The following is a 14725-nucleotide window of genomic DNA, read 5'->3' as shown; positions in this document are numbered from 1 at the left end:
GTCATGCGCGGCAGCTAACGCCATTCATCGCGGCCGGTCAATTCCCCCCGGCAGCGCGCCGCCGACCGTGACATACTCCAGGCCGCTCCTGACGAAGGGCGCGCCGTGCGGCTCCAGCCCGAAACGGCGATAGAAGTCCACCGCCGTCAGGCGCGCGTCCAGCGTGACCGTCGCATAGCCCGCCTGCCGCAGCTCCGCGAACGCGACGCGCAGCAGCCTGCTGCCGAGTCCCCGCCTCTGGACGTCCGGCATGATCGCGCATTTGCGCAGCCGCACGGTTTGGGAGGCGAGGGGGAAGAACGACCCGCACCCCGCCAGCCGTCCCGCCAGGAACGCCCCGTAATGCAGGGCGTCGGCATCCCCGGGCACGATGCAGGCCTGCCGTGGCAGGTCCGGCCACAGGACCGCCTGCCGGATGGGCAGGCAATCGGCCAGCGCGATGCGCGCGATGCGGATGTCCGGCATGGTGCGGTCCCGTTCAGGAGCGGACAGGATGGTCCGTCGGACCCGGTAAACCGCCATTCCATGTCGATCAAGAAATATAGCGCCCTCTTCCCGGGTCGAAATCGCAGGCACAGCACTCCAGAACGTGACCGGGATATGTCCTGTTGAAGGCATGGTGCCGGTTCACGGCACACAGGCGAACGGGTACAAAACAATAGAAAATAATGGAGTGTGTCAGATGTCGCCAAGACATTGGGCGCTTGTGGGACTGGCGGCCGTCATGACCGGCGGCGGCGTGACTGTGCTGTGCCCCGCCGACGCCAGGGCTGACGATTACAGCGATCTTCTCGATATCCTGCGCGCCAAGGGGGCGCTGACCCAGGGCGAATATTCGACCTTGCTGGTCAGGCATCTTCACCGCACGGCCGCCCCTGTCCGCCCGGCCCGGCACGCGGCCGCCGCGCATCATGACCGGCCCGTGCCCGTTGCCACGGCCGATGACGCCGGCGATGCCGGCGGCCGGATGGCGCCGATGGTCGCAGCGGCCCGCCAGGCGGCGGACAGCGCCGCCGCCAGTGCCCGTTCCGCGCAGGAGGCCATGCTGGCGGCGCAAAGCGAGATCGACAGCCCCAGTGTCGTGAGGATCGCCAACTACGTTCCCGGCAAGGGGCTGACCTTCCATGCCGGACCGGTCGATATCAATTTCTCGGGCTTCATCAACGGTTTCTACAGCTACAACAGCCCGTCCGGCGGCCGCCCGGTGGCTGGTGGCCTCTCAACCGGCGGCAGCGGGTTCGATTCGTCCTCGGTCCGCAACGGCCTGCTGCCGGCGGGCTTCATCGTCAAGCTGACGACGACGCAGTCGGGGATCGATCTCGGCGCGGTGCTGGGGATGTATCCGGGCATCGACAATGCCAATCCGGGCGCATTCAACGCCAATTCGGGCGGCAGCCCGGTCGGGTTGGGGACGCCGGGCATCGATCTGCGTCAGGTCTATATCACGGCCGGCACGAAGTCCGCCGGCACGGTGAAGATCGGCCGCGACCTGGCGCTGTTCGGGTCCGACGCAATCCTGGACGACGCGACGCTGCTCAGCGTCGGCAGCGTCGGCAGCAATGCCAGCCCGGGCAATACCTCGCTGGGCCGCATCGGCGTGGGCTATGTCTATGCGGACTGGATTCCCCAGATTTCCTATGCCTCGCCCGTCATCCACGGGGTCCAGGGGTCGGTGGGCATCTTCCAGCCGCTGGACGAATACAATTATGCGGGCGACAATCTGTCGGCGTCGTCCATCCAGCACAGTTCGCCGATGGTGCAGGGCAAGGTCACGTACGATTTCAAGTCCGGCGACCTCAGCGGCCGGATCTGGGCCGGTTTCCTGGTCCAGCACCAGCAGGACCTGACCGGGGCCAACATTCCCACTGATGCCAGGCGCGGCGCGATGGCGGAAGCCGGCGAAATCGGGGCCAAGCTGACCTATGGCCGCGCGCAGGGCGTGGCCTATTACTATCGCGGCAGCGGGCTGGGGACGACCGGCCTGTTCTTCGACGGCGTGGCCGCCAACGGCCGCAAGCGTGACTCCGAAGGCTATTACGTCCAGGGGTCCTATGCCTTCACCAAGCATTTCAAGCTGGTCGGCAGCTACGGTGTCAGCAACCTCTATCAGGCGCCGGGCGAGGATTCGTCGCTGCTGGTCCGGCGCAATGAATCGGAAGTCGGGGCCGGCTACTACACCCTGACGGACTGGCTGACGCTGGTGGCCGAATACGCCCACACCCAGGCGGACGCCCACGGTCCGGATTCGGCCCGCGACAATACCGTTTCGGCGGGCGCGATCCTGTTCTTCTGATCCCGGCGGCACCGGCATGCCGGTGCCGCCAGCGGGTGTGGTCAGAAGAAACCCAGCTTCTGCGGCTTGTAGCTGACCAGCAGGTTCTTGGTCTGCTGGTAGTGGTCCAGCATCATGCGGTGGTTTTCCCGCCCGATTCCGGATTGCTTGTATCCGCCGAAGGCCGCGTGCGCCGGATAGGCGTGATAGCAGTTGGTCCAGACGCGCCCGGCCTTGATGGCGCGTCCCATGCGATAGGCCCGGGTGATGTCGCGGGTCCACACCCCGGCCCCCAGGCCGTACAGCGTGTCATTGGCCAGCGCCACGGCCTCGGCGTCGTCGCGGAAGGTGGTGACCGAGACGACGGGGCCGAAGATTTCCTCCTGGAAGATCCGCATCCGGTTGTCGCCCCTGAACACGGTGGGCTGGATATAGCACCCGTTCGACAGGCTGCCGCCCAGTTCGGCCCGCGCGCCGCCGATCAGCAGTTCCGCCCCTTCCTGCCGTCCGATGTCGATATAGTTCAGGATCTTGCTGACCTGCTCGGTCGAGGCCTGCGCGCCGACCATCGTCGCCATGTCCAGCGGATTGCCCTGTTTGATCGCCGCCACCCGGCGCAGCGCGCGTTCCATGAACCGGTCATAGACCGATTCATGGATCAGCGCCCGTGACGGGCAGGTGCAGACCTCGCCCTGGTTGAAGGCGAACAGGACGAAGCCCTCGATCGCCTTGTCCAGGAAATCGTCGTCCTCGGCCGCGACGTCGGAAAAGAAGATGTTGGGCGACTTGCCGCCCAGTTCCAGCGTCGCGGGGATCAGGTTGTCGGCCGCCGCGTGGGCGATCGTCCTGCCGGTCGGCGTGGACCCGGTGAAGGCGATCTTGGCGATCCGGTTGCTGGAGGCCAGCGCCGTGCCGGCTTCCCTGCCGAAACCGTTGACGATGTTCAGCACGCCGGGCGGCAGGATGTCCGCGATCAGGTCGGCCAGCACCATGATCGAGGCCGGGGTCTGCTCGGCCGGTTTCATGACCACGCAGTTTCCCGCCGCAAGCGCCGGGGCCAGTTTCCAGCTTGCCATCAGCAGCGGGAAATTCCACGGAATGATCTGGCCGACCACGCCCAGCGGTTCGTGGAAATGATAGGCGACGGTGTCGTGGTCGATTTCCGACAATGCCCCTTCCTGCGCGCGGATGCAGGCGGCGAAATAGCGGAAATGGTCGACGCACAGCGGAATGTCCGCGTTCAGCGTCTCGCGCAGCGGCTTGCCGTTGTCCCAGCTTTCGGCGCGCGCCAGGGTGTCGAGGTTGGCCTCGATCCGATCCGCGATCCGGTTCAGCAGCAGGGCGCGCTGGGCGGGGCTGGTCTCGCCCCAGGCTTCCCGGGCCGCATGGGCCGCGTCCAGCGCCTGTTCGACATCCGCCGCCCCGGACCGGGCGACCCGGCACAGGATGCGCCCGTCGACCGGCGAAGGGTCGTCGAAATACGTCCCCTCGCGCGGCGGGACCCACCGGCCGCCGATGAAATTGTCATATTGCGCCTTGAACGGTAGCGACTGCTCGATCCGGCGGCTTTCCAGCGGGGGGCTCTCGAGAGAATCCATGGTCGTTTTCCTTCTTGGTCGCCGTGGCGGGGCCGCCGCGGACAACGTGCGAAGGATGGCGTCCGGAACGGGGTTTGTCAGCGGGCCGGGGACGTCGCGGCGTCCGACCTGTCGCATGGGCGCGACAGGTCGCGGGGGGCATTGCGTTTCAGGCGCCGATGCAGCGTCGCCCGGCTGATTCCCAGGTCGCGCGCCGCCGCCGAGACATTGCCGCCGCAGCGTTTCAGCACCCGCTGCAAGGCCGCATGGGCGGCGCGATCGGGCGTTTCGTGCCCGGTATCCGACAGCAGGTCGGGTAGCGTGACCGGCCGGCCGGTGCCCAGGCCGAACAGGGCGCGGGCGGCCTTGTTGGTGCCGATGACGACTTCGTTTTCATCCAGCGCCAGCAGGGCCTGGGCCTCGTCGCCCAGCGACACGATGCGACAGCCGGCGAAGGCCGCGCCGAACAGGCGCGTCTCGATCCGGCGGGCCGCGTCTTCGACCACGAGGGACAGGAAGGGCAGGATCGTCGCGTCGCAATCGGTGCGGACGGACGACACGTCGATGCCTCCCACGGGGCGCCCCAGATGGTCGTGGATCGGCGCCGTGGTGCAGCTCAGCCCCGCATTGCGGGTGTAGAAATGCTGGTCGCGATGAATGGTCAGGACCCGGTCCTCGACCAGGCTGGTGCCGATGCCGTTGGTGCCCTCGTGCGCTTCGTCCCAGACGGCGCCGGGCCCCAGTCCCCAGGCGCTGAAAACGCCTTCATACGCCGGGTCGCACCGCCGTTCCAGCGCGACGCCCCGCGCATCGCACAACAGCACGCAATATCCTCCGCGCCGCACGGCCAGCGCCAGGCGGTCCAGCACCGGCTGCGCCGCCTGGAGCATCAGCCCGTTGCGGTCCCGCACCTGGCGGAACGCGCTGTCGTCCAGGCAATGCGGCGGCGCGCCGTGATCGGGGTCCAGCCCATGGTGGCGCAGGGATCGCGACCAGGACGCCGCCAGCGCGGACCGTCCGGAGGCGGAGCCGTCCCTCAGCACGTCATGGACATGATCCGCATGATGGCGGCTCGCCGGATCGTCGTTATGGCCGAGTGATCCTGATCGCGTCACTCTTGTGCCCTCTCAGGCATGTTTGCGTGCAGGGACGCTAGTCACACGCCACCGCCCGGGCAATCGTCCGCTGTTCACAAAAGCGCGGGACATCGCCGCACGTCCATGCGAACGGGGGCGGGAGGAACCATATTCCATTCCGTCGATTGATTCCCCACTCCCGTGCGGAGGACTGCGATGTCCAAGATCGTGTGGACCTGCCTCGGTCCCCGGCGCCCGATGCCCACGCCCACGCCGGGCCCGTTCAATCCGGACGATCCGATCCCGGGCGACGTGCCGGACGACGATCCGTACGAACCCGACGATGATGACGAGGGACCGGTGCTATGAACCGCATGCCGTTCGGCGTCCCGACGCCCGATCCGGACGAAACGCCCCCGCATGACGGGCAGCCGCCGGTTCCCGACCAGCCGCCGCGGGGTGTCGATCCGCACCGGCCGGCCGGTCCGCCGGGACCGCCCCACCCGCACGAACCGCCTCTGGAGCGCGATCCCTATTCCGATCGCGAGGTCCGGCCCGAACAGGGGGGATGACCGGCCGGCCCCATCCTTGATGCAGCCCGTCCTTGATGCAGATCGTATGCATCCGGCGCGTACCGGGGTAGCCTGCCCGGAGGATGAATCGGTTAGGGGCAGGGCGTGTCACAGGTCGCGACGATTTCAGTACAGCCTCTCGCACCCGCGCGTGTCGCGTTTCTCGCCACCCTTCTCGCCGCCGCCGCCGGACTGCCCGTCGGGCTGGATACCGGCCTGATCGCCGAGGCGCTGGGTGATATCGGGCAGGCGTTCCATGCGTCCTACCGGGTGCAGGAATGGATCGTCTCGGTGCTGATGATCGGTGCCGCCGCCGGGTCGCTGGGGGCGGGCGCGGTTTCCTATCGTTTCGGACGGCGGCGGACGCTGCTGCTGGCGATGCTGCTGGTGGGGGCAGGGGCGTATCTGTGCCTCAGCGCCTCCGGCGTGGGGCAGATCATCGCCGGGCGGCTGCTGATCGGCGTCGCGGTGGGGACCTGCGCCTTTACCGCGCCCCTCTACATTGCCGAACTGGCGACGGGCGACATGCGCGGGCGCATGGTCTCGATCTTCTCGATGCTGCAGTCGATCGGCATCCTGGCCGGCTACCTGGTCGGCGGCCTGTGTTCGGCGGGCGGGCACTGGCGCTGGATGGTGGCCTTTCCCCTGCTGCCGGCGGCGCTGCTGTTCGCCGCCTATTTCCTGCTGCCCGAAAGCCCGGCCTGGCTCGCGGCCCGGGGGCGGGCCGATGCGGCGCGCCGGGTGCTGCTGCGCGTGCGCGACGACCCGGCCCGGGTGGATGCGGAACTGGCGGCCATGGCCGCCGAACGGACGCGGGACAGGGTCGGGGGCTTCGCCCTGCTGCGCCGCCAGCCGAATTTCCGCCGTTCGGTCGCGTTGGGAATCGGGTTGCAGATGTTCCAGCAACTGGGCGGCATCAACGTGGTCATGTACTACGCGCCCCGAATCCTGGAAGGCGCGCATGCCGACCCGGCGATGGCCGTCTGGGCGACCGTTCTGGTCGGCGGGGTCAACGCGCTGGTGGGCCTGCTGGCGGTGTTCGCGGTCTCGCGCTGGGGGCGGCGGCCGCTGCTGGTCGTCAGTTGCGCGCTGATGGCGGGTGCGATGCTGGCCGCCGCCGCGATCGTGGCCACCGACCCGCCCGGTGCGGGCGTGCCGGTCGGGTTGATCGCGGCCCTGCTGATCTTCGTCGCGGGGTTCGGGCTGGGTGCCGGACCGCTGGTCTGGACGTTATGTTCGGAAATCCAGCCGCTGGAGGGGCGGGAATTCGGGGTGGCGACCTCCACGCTGGCCAGTTGGTGCGGCGACTGGGTGGTCAGCAACACCTTCCTCAGCATCGTCGCGGTCGTGGGCCTGCCCCGTGCCTTCATCGGCTATGGGGTGGTGAACGTCCTGTTCATCCTGTTCACCCTTCGCTTCGTCCCCGAGACGAAGGGCGTACCGATGGAAGCGATCGAAGCGCACCTGATGGCCGGCGAACCCCTGCGCCGCATCGGCTGTCCGACATAAGAAGCAGAAGCTGTTTCAAAAGCCCTGATGCTGAGCGAGAGCAGCCCAAAGGGCTGCGCCCGGCGTGTGTTTTCGAGCACCGAAGCGGAGTGGCCTTATGGGCCATGAGCATCGGAGCGCAGGAAACGCGCGTCGGATCGCCAGCAGCAGGGATTTTTTTGTCAGATCAGGCGGGCGCCGACGATGGTCAGAATGGTGGCCAGGACGGCGCGCTGGATGCTTTCGCGGATATAGCCGACGAACAGGCTGCCCAGGACGATGCCCGGGATCGACCCCATCAGCAGCGACACCAGCATGGCCGGATTGACCGATCCCAGCAGCCAGTGCCCCAGTCCCGCCACCAGCGTCAGCGGCACCGCATGCGCGATGTCCGCCGCCACGATCTGCGCGGTGGACAGGCGGGGATAGAGCACCAGCAGCGCCGTCACGCCGATCGCCCCCGCGCCGACCGAGGACAGCGAGACCAGCAACCCCAGGACGGCACCGACCAGCACCGTCAGGATATGGGTCTGCCGGTCGGTCAGGGCTTCGGAAAAGGCGCCCAGCCGCTGCAGGATCCGGGCGCGGAACAGGATGCACGGGGCCGTCAGCAGCAGCGCGACGCCCAGGCTGCGGGTAATGAGCTGCGTGGTGACCGATGACGGGGCGCCCAGCACATGCAGGATCACCAGCGCGATGGCCGAGGCCGGGATGCTGCCGCTGGACAGGCGCCGCACGACCTTCCAGTCCACCCCGCCCGAAAAGCCATGGACGCCGGTGCCGACGGCCTTGGTAATGGCGGCGTAGAGCAGATCGGTCCCGACCGCGGTCTGGGGATGGATTCCGAACAGCAGGATCAGCAGCGGCGTCATCAGCGATCCGCCGCCCACGCCCGTGACGCCGACCAGAAAGCCCACGCCCAGCCCGGACAGGGAATAAAGCGGCTGAAACGTGTCACTTAACATCATCGCGGATTCCCAGACTCTCAAACGCGTTATTATACGATATCATCTCCGGCATATAAATTGAAATCATCAGAATAAGTGGTATTTCTCAATTGCCGATCACCAGGGGTGATATAAATATCGTCCACGGATCGCGACGGGCGTGAAGCACGGCACGCATGATTCGTGCCAGACCGGTACGCATCACCGGCACGCATCGCGTGCCCGGCGGGCAGCGGCGCGGGCCGGCCATCCACATGTGCCGTCGCCCGGTATTTCGTCGAATACGGTTTAAAACAACCTGTTACAGGCGTCGGATCACCATGATGATGCCGACCAGCAGGGCCCACAGAACCAGCGATATCACACCACCGATACACACGCCCCGAATGACGCGCTCGGCTGGAACCGGGCCCGTGAAGGGAAAGAGTCGCGCGCGTATCGCCTGGGGGGGAACGGCGTCGTTCGTCTGTGCGTCCGGCCGGGACACGGTGGCCGGGGGATGATCAGTCACGTCTCAACTCCGTTTCGGATCGGGCCGTTGGACGCTGCCCCGAATAGGTCCCCTGGTATTCTATCGCATACACAATAGATATCAATACAGACCCGTATTGGGATGGCCGGGCGGCATGGTCCCGCGCCATGCCGTCACGCGGCGGGCCATCTGTTCCAGGGTCAGGTAGACGATGGGGGTCGTGAACAGGGTCAGGGCCTGGCAGACCGCCAGCCCCCCGATGATGGCCATCAGCGAGAATTGCTGCCCGAATACCCACAGGGCCACCAGGGCGCCGACCCCCGCCGAGGGCAGGGTGGACAGGATGGTCAGGGGGTGCAGGTAGCTTTGGTACAGGATTCCCAGGACCATGTAGACCGCGGCCAGCGCGGCCACGATCAGCAGGGTCTCGCTGCTGGCGGAATTCTGCAGTTGCGCGGCATTGCCGCTGAAGGCGCCATGGATGCTCGGGGGCATCTTCAGGCGCCGGACCTGGGCGTCGACGACCTGGAGGGCCCGTCCCAGCGGCACGCCGGTCGGCAGGTTGAACGAAATCGTGGCCGCGACAGCCTGTCCCTCATGATTGACGGCCAGCGCGATGTTCCCCGGCGTGGTCTGGCTGACCACCTGCAGCGGGACCATGGTTTCGGCGCCCGTCGAGACCGCCGAACCGTTCGATGCCGAATGGCCGCCCGCAAGCGTGTTGGCGATCTGGTTTGTGAAGGACGCGGCACTCTGCGCCGCGGCCGTGGTGGCCGTGGTGGCCGTCGCCAGCGGCACGCGGATGGTGTTCGCCTGGGTGCCCCCCTGCGCCGTGCCGCCCGCGACACTGACCCACACCTGGCGGAGCGAGGCTGGGTCCTGCCAGAAACGGGGCGCGGCCTCCATCACCACGCGATACTGGTTCAAATGATTGTAGATGATCGAGGCCGGGCGCTGGCCGTAGGCATCATACAATGTGTTGGCGATCAATTGCGGCGTCAGTTGCGTGCGGGCCCCCGTGTCGCGGTCGATCGCGACATCCAGCGCCAGGTCGCCCAGCAGCACGTCGGACGACACGTCCGCCAGTTCCGGCTGCGCGGACAGGGCGGTGACCAGCTTCTGCGTCCAGTCGTACAGCGCGGCCGTGTCGTTGCCCTGCAAGGTATATTGATACGCCAGCGTTGCTGGGCCGCGCGCCGACGCGGATCGCGCTGCGCAGCAGCGCGTAGAACCGTGCCCCGGTCATGAAATGCGACCGGCGGTTGAGATTCCCGATGGTGGTCGAAGGCGGATGGCCGCGCTTCGACTTGTCGGTCAGGACGATGAACAGGTTCCCCTGGTTCGACGACCCGCGCCGCGCAGCCTCGAAGGGGGGGATGCCCTTCTCCACGTGGCGGGTGACGTTTTCCAGCACCACGATGGCATCATCGACAACGAAGCCGGTGGAAATCGTCAGGGCCATCAGCGACATGTTGTCCAGCGAATAGCCCAGCAGGCTGATCACCCCCAGCGTGCCCAGGAACAGCAGCACCGTCAGCACCACCAGCATCACCGACAGGACCAGCGTCATGCGCGTGTCGGCCAGCGACGCGCGGATGGTCATCGACCGGTCCATGAAGGTCTGCATCCGGATCGCCGCCGGCAGGGCGGCCTCCAGTTGCGGCATCTCGGCATGGATCTGGTCCAGGGCCTGCACGATATTGCCGCCGGCCTGCATGAAGACCTGCACCACGATGGCCGGCTTGCGGTTGTAATATCCCGCATTGCGCACGTCCTCGACCCCGTCCACCACCTGCGCCACGTCGGTCAGGCGCACGGCGCGGCCGTTGCGATAGGCGATGACCAGGTCACGATAGGCCTGGGCGTCGCGGGCCTGGTCGTTGGTCTCCAGCGTCAGGCGCTGCCCGTCCTGGTCGATGAAGCCCTTGGGCGTATGGGCGTTGGCCGAGGCGAGGGCGGCGCGGATGTCCTCGAACCCGATCCCGAACTTGTACAGCGCCTGCGGATCGATCTCGACCCGCACGGCGGGCAGCGCGCTGCCGCTGAGCTGCACCAGCCCCACGCCCCGGACCTGCGACAGGCGCGGCAGGATCAGGCTCGACGCCTGGTCGTAGACCTGCGGCAGCGGCATGGTATCGGATGTCAGCGCCAGCAGCAGGGCAGGCGGGTCGTTCGGGTTTGCCTTGGAATATTGCGGATTCTGCCGCAGCGTCGTCGGCAGGTCGGCGCGCGCGGCCTGGATCGCGGCCTCGACATCGCGGGCCGCGCCGTTGACGTCGCGCGACAGCGCGAACTGCAGGGTCAGCCGGACCTGGCCTGTGCTGGATTGCGACGTCATTTCCTCCAGGCCCGCGATTTCGCCCAGATGGCGTTCCAGCGGTGCGGCGATCGAACTGGCCATCTGTTCGGGCGAGCCGCCGGGTTCCTGCGCCTGGACCTGGATCACCGGAAAATCGATGTTCGGCAGGTCGGCGACCGGCAGGGTCAGATAGCCGACGACGCCGCACAGGACGCAGGCCAGCGTCAGCAGCGTCGTCGCCACCGGCCGGCGGATAAAGAGGCCCGTCACCGACATGTGCGGTTTCCCTGCCCCGGGAAGGCCATCCGGCGCCGGGGGGCCGGACGCGGGTACTGCACCGTCATGTTGCCCATGGCCGCATGGTCCGCAAGGGCGCCACGTCCGTCCAGGGAGAGCGGCCTAAAATATTCCCAACACGAATGCGCGGCGGGGGATGTCATGCGGGCGCACGCCCGCTTGATCCGGAACCGTCATGACCGTAGGGCGGCGGCGTGATGACCCTTTGGCGATGCTATCTTCTGCTGTGCGTGCTGGGCGCGGTCCTGCCGCTTTACCGCAGGAAGACCTTGGGCACGCCCTCGCTGTTCAGGCACGACAGGACGATCACCCCGGTCCACAGCAGCAGGGACGCCACCGCCACGACCCGCGAGCGCGGCAGCCCGGCCGGCCGCCCCCCCATCGACGGCTGGTAGATCCGGCGATGGACCAGGGCCACCAGCCCCAGCGCCAGCGCGATCAGCAGCAATTTGGGCGACAGGTAGCCGCGGCTGCCGATGCGGACCGGGTCGTAGAAGAACAGCGCCACCCCACTGACCATCGCCACGCCGAACATCCAGTGGACCCATGGCATGATCAGCCGGGATACCGCGCCCAGCGTGGCCTGTCCGTTGCGGCGGAACAGGGCGAAGTCGAAGATCATCTCTATGCCGAAGAAGCCGGACATGCTCAGGATGTGGACGATCCGGACCAGATAATGCACCGGCTGCATCCAGTAATGGTACATCCGGCTGTCGAGTGCCGTCAGCACGGAGTAGGGCAGGCGCATGAAGGCAAAGGGATGATACATCGGTGTCTTCCGAATGGACGAATCTGTTCCGCATAGCATGTTGAGTTGACAATGCGAACCAGTCGCGTTAGCCGCAGATCATATTTTCCCGATGGATCCGCCCATGCGTGCCGTGCCGTCCCTGATCCTGCCGCTGTGCCTGTTCGTATGCCTGGCCCGGCCGGCGGCGGCGCAGGACCCGTACCGCCTGGTCCTGAAGGACCATCATTTCACGCCGGACCATCTGGACGTTCCCGCCGGCCAGCGATTCCTGATCACCCTGTCCAACCAGGACGACACGGTGGACGAATTCGAAAGCTACGACATGAAGTTCGAGAAGATCGTCGTCCAGGGCGGCACGATCACGGTTCATGCCGGCCCGCTGCATCCCGGGACCTACAAGTTCTTCGACGACTACCACCCGGACAGTGCCGTGGGTACCGTCACGGCGCAAGAGGGACACTGACATGCTGGGCAGTCTGCTGATCGTCTTTCGCGAGGTGATGGAAGCCGGGCTGATCGTCGGCATCGTGCTGGCCGCCACGCGCGGGATCGCCGGACGCGGGCTGTGGGTGGCGGGCGGCATCGGGGCGGGCGTGCTGGGGGCGGCCGTCGTCGCCGCGTTCGCCGGGGCGCTGTCGCAGTCGCTGTCCGGCAACGGGCAGGATGTGTTCTCGGCGTCGATCCTCTGCCTGGCGGTGCTGATGCTGGGCTGGCACATCGTGTGGATGGCGCGGCACGGGCGCGAAATGGCGCGCGACATGCAGGCGGTCGGCGCGGCGGTGGCCAGCGGCACGCGCTCGCTGCCGGCGCTGGCGGTCGTCGTGGCCGTGGCGGTCCTGCGCGAGGGGGTGGAGGTCGTGCTGTTCCTGTACGGGATCGCGGTTTCCACCGGGGCGGGCCTGGTGCCGATGCTGACCGGCGGCCTGCTGGGCGTGGCCGGCGGCTGCGCCCTGTCCTGGGCGCTGTATCGGGGGCTGGTGGTGATTCCGCTGCGGCACCTGTTCAGCGTCACCGGCTGGCTGGTGTCGATTCTGGCCGCCGGCATGGCCAGCCAGGCCGCCGCCCTGCTGGCGAATGACGACCTGATTCCGGCCATGGGCTACGATATCTGGGATTCGTCATGGCTGCTGTCCGACGGCAGCATGGCGGGGCGTGCCGCCAAGGCGCTGATGGGCTACTCGGATCGTCCGACCGGCGTGCAGATCGTGGCATGGCTGGTGACTTTGCTGGTACTGGTCGTGGCGGGGCACAGGATGCGCCGCCAGCCTGCCCGTGCGTGACCGTTCAGGAATGGAAAAGATGACTGCCAGATTTCTTGCCGCTTCCGCCCTTGCCGTCACGTTGCTGGGGGTGGCCGCGCCCGCCCTGGCGCGGGAATATCCGATCGGCGGCCCGGTCTATGCCCATGACATGGAAATCGCCGCCAATTACCTGGTGGGGATCGAGGTCGCGCCGATGATGGCGGGCATGCCCACCGGGCCCGATTCCATTCACCTGGAAACCGACATCCACGCGACGGCCGACAATGTCTGGGGCTTCCCCGACGGGGGCTGGGTGCCGTACCTGACCGTCACCTACACGCTGACGCGGGCCGGCAGCCCTTGGAAGCAAACGGGCACGCTGCACGCCATGACCGCCAAGGACGGCCCGCATTATGCCGACAACGTCCGCATGGACGGCCCCGGCACCTATACGGTCGTCTTCCGCTACGGCTCGCCGGAGGCGAACGGCTTCATGCACCACGTGGATCAGGAAACCGGCACCCCGGGATTCTGGGCCCCGTTCGCCGAATCCTTTACCTTCGCCTACCCCCAGAAATAGGACCCGGCTGCCCTAGCCGGGGGTGGCGCCCCGGGCGGGGCCCGAGAGATGCAGCGTGATGCGCATCGCCTCGGCGGCCAGGCGGGCGCCGCGGGTCGTGGTGGCCAGGTCGATATCGACCAGGTTGTTGTTTTCCAGCAGCTTGCCGCCGCGTCCCAGGCCCATCGTCGCTTCGCCCTGCACGGCCCAGTAGGTGCCCTCGAAATCCCGCAGCCGCGTCAGGTTGCGCACGGTTCCGTGGCCCTCGATGTGCGAGAAGCCCACCCCGACCAAGCCGCCGCCCTTCAGGGTGAAATCATAGGTCTGGCCACCATAGACCAGGCGTCCCGTCCCCCAGGCATAACCCGCGCCGACATCGATCTCCTTCATCGAGAACGTGATCTGCCCGGTGGCGGCTGCCGCGGCCGCCTCGTTCGGGGTCATGCGCGCGGGCGCCGTGGCCATGGCGGGAATCGCGCCCGGAACGGTGGTGGACGGCGGCGCGGCCCGGGCCGGCGCATCAGCCGCGAGAACGCCCCAGATCGCGGCAACGGGGGCCACGGCAAGGGCCCCCAGCGTCAATCTGGCGGACAGGATCTGCTTCACTTCATCCTCCTTGACGCATGCCTGGCTGGCCCGTCGTCCCTACTCAAGCCCGGCGCGACGGATTTTACAACGTGCCAGTTGGCGGCGTGGGGTCCCGTGATGCGGTACGGTGCAGGAATCCGGCCAGTCCGGCATCGATGGCGCGCTGGAAAGCCGCCAGGGTTTCGGCGCCGACATAATGTTCCATGCCCTCGGCATCGATGCGCGCGGTGTCGGCACTGATCCCCAGCGCGCGCAGGAACGCCTCGACCACGCGGTGGCGGGCGCGGCTGTCCTCGGCCATCTTCTGCCCGGACTCGGTCAGGAAGATGCCGCGATAGGGACGGCGCGTCACCAGCCCGTCGCCGGTCAGCCGGCGCAGCATCTTGGCGACGGTCGGCTGCGACACCCCCAGCCGGCAGGCGATATCGACCTGCCTCGCCTCACGCCCCTCGGCCAGCAGGTCGTCGATCAGTTCGACATAATCCTCGACCAGCGCCGTGCGCCGTGCCTCGCGCGCCTGGCGGAAGCCTTCGGACTGGATGTCGGGATCAGGCATGGGCGCGACCGGCCTGCGCGCCGCGCGTGC

General features: G+C 67.5%; 15 protein-coding genes and 1 pseudogene. 7 read left to right on the top strand and 9 right to left on the bottom strand.

Going from position 1 to position 14725, the window contains the following annotated elements; translation table 11 throughout:
- Positions 1 to 24: 24 nt before the first annotated feature.
- On the bottom strand, positions 25 to 465 hold the full coding sequence (locus tag GDIA_RS06825) for a GNAT family N-acetyltransferase (protein WP_012553741.1): 441 nt from the start codon (positions 463 to 465) through the stop codon (positions 25 to 27).
- Positions 466 to 682: 217 nt separating this feature from the next.
- On the opposite strand from GDIA_RS06825, the gene GDIA_RS06820 reads away from it, so the two are divergent.
- Positions 683 to 2293, top strand: coding sequence for a porin family protein (locus GDIA_RS06820; protein WP_012223206.1), 1611 nt, complete (start codon positions 683 to 685; stop codon positions 2291 to 2293).
- Positions 2294 to 2334: 41 nt separating this feature from the next.
- Here the strand turns inward: GDIA_RS06820 and exaC are convergent, their stop codons facing one another.
- Complete coding sequence (gene exaC / locus GDIA_RS06815; protein ID WP_012223207.1) at positions 2335 to 3870, bottom strand: acetaldehyde dehydrogenase ExaC; 1536 nt, start codon at positions 3868 to 3870, stop codon at positions 2335 to 2337.
- 77 nt (positions 3871 to 3947) lie between these two features.
- Complete coding sequence (locus tag GDIA_RS06810) at positions 3948 to 4964, bottom strand: helix-turn-helix domain-containing protein (protein WP_012223208.1); 1017 nt, start codon at positions 4962 to 4964, stop codon at positions 3948 to 3950.
- A 177-nt stretch (positions 4965 to 5141) separates the two neighbouring features.
- Here GDIA_RS06810 and GDIA_RS19100 point away from each other — a divergent pair, with 177 nt between their 5' ends.
- The 3 genes from GDIA_RS19100 to GDIA_RS06800 all read left to right on the top strand — a co-directional run bounded on the left by GDIA_RS19100 (position 5142) and on the right by GDIA_RS06800 (position 7006).
- Complete coding sequence (locus GDIA_RS19100; RefSeq protein WP_012553740.1) at positions 5142 to 5294, top strand: hypothetical protein; 153 nt, start codon at positions 5142 to 5144, stop codon at positions 5292 to 5294.
- Positions 5291 to 5497: a hypothetical protein gene (locus GDIA_RS06805; RefSeq protein WP_012553739.1), complete on the top strand. Its 207-nt coding sequence runs from the start codon at positions 5291 to 5293 to the stop codon at positions 5495 to 5497. The genes GDIA_RS19100 and GDIA_RS06805 overlap by 4 nt, the downstream gene beginning before the upstream one ends.
- Before the next feature lie 105 nt (positions 5498 to 5602).
- The gene (locus GDIA_RS06800; RefSeq protein ID WP_012553738.1) at positions 5603 to 7006 is read left to right on the top strand and encodes a sugar porter family MFS transporter; all 1404 of its coding nucleotides are present in this window, start codon (positions 5603 to 5605) and stop codon (positions 7004 to 7006) included.
- 161 nt (positions 7007 to 7167) lie between these two features.
- On the opposite strand, the gene GDIA_RS06795 is transcribed toward GDIA_RS06800, so the two are convergent.
- The 4 genes and pseudogenes from GDIA_RS06795 to GDIA_RS06780 form a co-directional block, all read right to left on the bottom strand.
- A complete protein-coding gene (locus GDIA_RS06795; protein ID WP_012553737.1) occupies positions 7168 to 7953 on the bottom strand; it encodes a sulfite exporter TauE/SafE family protein in 786 nt (261 codons plus the stop codon).
- A 280-nt stretch (positions 7954 to 8233) separates the two neighbouring features.
- A complete protein-coding gene (locus tag GDIA_RS06790; RefSeq protein WP_012223213.1) occupies positions 8234 to 8443 on the bottom strand; it encodes a hypothetical protein in 210 nt (69 codons plus the stop codon).
- A gap of 216 nt (positions 8444 to 8659) precedes the next feature.
- Positions 8660 to 10979, bottom strand: a pseudogene (locus GDIA_RS06785) (efflux RND transporter permease subunit); the annotation flags it as partial.
- Between the two features lie 274 nt (positions 10980 to 11253).
- The gene (locus GDIA_RS06780) at positions 11254 to 11769 is read right to left on the bottom strand and encodes a hypothetical protein (RefSeq protein ID WP_012553736.1); all 516 of its coding nucleotides are present in this window, start codon (positions 11767 to 11769) and stop codon (positions 11254 to 11256) included.
- 103 nt (positions 11770 to 11872) lie between these two features.
- Here GDIA_RS06780 and GDIA_RS06775 point away from each other — a divergent pair, with 103 nt between their 5' ends.
- The 3 genes from GDIA_RS06775 to GDIA_RS06765 are packed head-to-tail and all read left to right on the top strand — an operon-like array spanning position 11873 to position 13572.
- Entirely contained in the window at positions 11873 to 12214 is a 342-nt protein-coding gene (locus GDIA_RS06775; protein WP_012553735.1) for a cupredoxin domain-containing protein, read from the top strand.
- 1 nt (position 12215) lies between these two features.
- A complete protein-coding gene (locus tag GDIA_RS06770) occupies positions 12216 to 13031 on the top strand; it encodes an FTR1 family iron permease (RefSeq protein WP_012553734.1) in 816 nt (271 codons plus the stop codon).
- Between the two features lie 19 nt (positions 13032 to 13050).
- Entirely contained in the window at positions 13051 to 13572 is a 522-nt protein-coding gene (locus GDIA_RS06765; RefSeq protein ID WP_012553733.1) for an iron transporter, read from the top strand.
- A 12-nt stretch (positions 13573 to 13584) separates the two neighbouring features.
- Here GDIA_RS06765 and GDIA_RS06760 read toward each other — a convergent pair whose 3' ends face one another.
- On the bottom strand, positions 13585 to 14157 hold the full coding sequence (locus GDIA_RS06760) for a hypothetical protein (RefSeq protein ID WP_012223219.1): 573 nt from the start codon (positions 14155 to 14157) through the stop codon (positions 13585 to 13587).
- Between the two features lie 64 nt (positions 14158 to 14221).
- Positions 14222 to 14695 (bottom strand): manganese-binding transcriptional regulator MntR, encoded by a 474-nt coding sequence (gene mntR, locus GDIA_RS06755; RefSeq protein ID WP_220792329.1) that lies wholly within the window; start codon positions 14693 to 14695, stop codon positions 14222 to 14224.
- Between the last annotated feature and the right edge of the window lie 30 nt (positions 14696 to 14725).

Origin of the sequence: Gluconacetobacter diazotrophicus PA1 5 (assembly GCF_000021325.1) — a bacterium.
GTDB classification, from domain to species: domain Bacteria; phylum Pseudomonadota; class Alphaproteobacteria; order Acetobacterales; family Acetobacteraceae; genus Gluconacetobacter; species Gluconacetobacter diazotrophicus.
Note: the sequence above shows the minus strand (reverse complement) of the source record. Positions and strands in the feature narration are given on the sequence as shown.

Excerpts from the sequence above, each read along its gene's own strand:
- GDIA_RS06775 (WP_012553735.1), top strand. The coding sequence starts at position 11,873 with ATGCGTGCCGTGCCGTCCCTGATCCTGCCGCTGTGCCTGTTCGTATGC.
- GDIA_RS06825 (WP_012553741.1), bottom strand. The coding sequence starts at position 465 with ATGCCGGACATCCGCATCGCGCGCATCGCGCTGGCCGATTGCCTGCCC.
- GDIA_RS06805 (WP_012553739.1), top strand. The coding sequence starts at position 5,291 with ATGAACCGCATGCCGTTCGGCGTCCCGACGCCCGATCCGGACGAAACG.
- GDIA_RS06765 (WP_012553733.1), top strand. The coding sequence starts at position 13,051 with ATGACTGCCAGATTTCTTGCCGCTTCCGCCCTTGCCGTCACGTTGCTG.
- GDIA_RS06795 (WP_012553737.1), bottom strand. The coding sequence starts at position 7,953 with ATGATGTTAAGTGACACGTTTCAGCCGCTTTATTCCCTGTCCGGGCTG.
- GDIA_RS06820 (WP_012223206.1), top strand. The coding sequence starts at position 683 with ATGTCGCCAAGACATTGGGCGCTTGTGGGACTGGCGGCCGTCATGACC.
- GDIA_RS06770 (WP_012553734.1), top strand. The coding sequence starts at position 12,216 with ATGCTGGGCAGTCTGCTGATCGTCTTTCGCGAGGTGATGGAAGCCGGG.
- GDIA_RS19100 (WP_012553740.1), top strand. The coding sequence starts at position 5,142 with ATGTCCAAGATCGTGTGGACCTGCCTCGGTCCCCGGCGCCCGATGCCC.
- mntR (WP_220792329.1), bottom strand. The coding sequence starts at position 14,695 with ATGCCTGATCCCGACATCCAGTCCGAAGGCTTCCGCCAGGCGCGCGAG.
- exaC (WP_012223207.1), bottom strand. The coding sequence starts at position 3,870 with ATGGATTCTCTCGAGAGCCCCCCGCTGGAAAGCCGCCGGATCGAGCAG.
- GDIA_RS06780 (WP_012553736.1), bottom strand. The coding sequence starts at position 11,769 with ATGTATCATCCCTTTGCCTTCATGCGCCTGCCCTACTCCGTGCTGACG.